The organism is Loktanella sp. DJP18, assembly GCF_049310965.1.
In the GTDB taxonomy this organism is placed as follows: Bacteria; Pseudomonadota; Alphaproteobacteria; order Rhodobacterales; family Rhodobacteraceae; genus Loktanella.
The window spans coordinates 1-1,388 of sequence record NZ_JBMERN010000317.1 but is presented as its reverse complement, the minus strand read 5'-3'; the positions used below and the strand labels follow the sequence as shown (position 1 = coordinate 1,388).

The following is a 1,388-nucleotide window of genomic DNA, read 5'->3' as shown; positions in this document are numbered from 1 at the left end:
GCGGCTCATATTGTCAGAGCCGCCCGGCCCAATATCTTTATCAACAATAGCCCTTCACGATACGTTGTGAAACCTGACCGCGAAGGTGGCAAGAATTACTGAGATTGAACGGTCCTTTAGCGCCAACAACATCTTTGTTATCCATCATGCGCCCCCGAACACATGGAGCCGGAAGTCATGCCAGAAAAGACCGGAACGCGAAACGATGACCATAGCCCGAGTGGCCCGGACTCAGAGGCAGAGGCTGCGCAAGACACCGAGCGCGGACGCGCCGCTTGGCGCCCGCATCACATCCGGCTGACAGGCTTGCGTGACACCTGGCTCCGCATTGGTCAGCGTATCGGACGAGATCTTGTCCCGTTAATCGCTGCGGGCGTTGCATTTTTCGGCCTGCTTGCCCTTTTCCCTGCAATTGCAACGCTGGCGTCAATTGCGGGGCTTTGGTTCGACCCGGACATTGTCATTGATCAGATCGACGCATTGAAAGACCTAATGCCGGCGGAACCGCTGGCGGTGGTGCGCGATCAGGCGGTAGCGCTTTCCGGTCAGGCGACCGGCACGACCACGGCAACAGCCCTTGTCAGCCTCGCACTCTCCTTATTCTGGGCGTCGCGTGGTATCGACAATCTGGTAAGTGGCATTAACCTGGCCCATTCCGAACATGAAACGCGTAACATCCTGCTGCGGAATTTTGTGTCTCTCGCACTGACGCTGGTGTTGGCGTTGATGGCGATTGCAGCACTGGCGCTTGCCGTTGTGGTGCCACCGATCGCCAACTGGCTGGGCCTTTCTGGCCTGACCGACACGATTGTATCGTGGGGCCGTTGGCCCGTCCTAGCAATGCTGTCGATGGCGGCTCTGGCTGTTCTGTACCGGTATGCGCCCGCCCGCCGTGCGCCTCGGTGGAGCTGGGTAACACCCGGTGCTGTGCTGGCCACAGCCTTATGGCTGGGCGGATCCTTTTTGTTTTCTGGTTTCGTATCCAACTTCGGGAGTTATCAGCCTACCTACGGTGCGATCGCCGGTGTCGTTATCCTGCTCCTTTACATCTGGCTGACAGCTTTTGTGGTGCTCTTGGGGGCACTTCTCAATGCAGAACTGGAACATCAGACACGACGCGACACGACACATGGTGAGGTCCGGCCGATGGGTGAACGGGATGCTGAAATGGCAGACACATTGGGAAGAACGCCATAAGCAGCTGTCGTGGTGTCGTCATCCTGAGCCCGTTTGCCGGAACGCATACGTCATCGATGCATGATCCCTGTGCAAGCCGTGATCTGCCGACGACACAACGACATCCGCGGATACTGCTCTCCATCACGTGAAGCAACTTGTCGGCTTCAGGCCCGTTCGTTTCGTAAGCGACCGCAAAATGACGGTCAGAT

1 protein-coding gene is annotated in these 1,388 nt (G+C 57.6%); it reads left to right on the top strand.

Features of this window, described 5'->3' with window-relative positions; translation table 11 throughout:
• The first annotated feature begins 177 nt into the window (after positions 1–177).
• Positions 178–1,197: a YihY/virulence factor BrkB family protein gene (locus ACOI1H_RS25560; protein WP_422441133.1), complete on the top strand. Its 1,020-nt coding sequence runs from the start codon at positions 178–180 to the stop codon at positions 1,195–1,197.
• Positions 1,198–1,388: the final 191 nt, after the last annotated feature.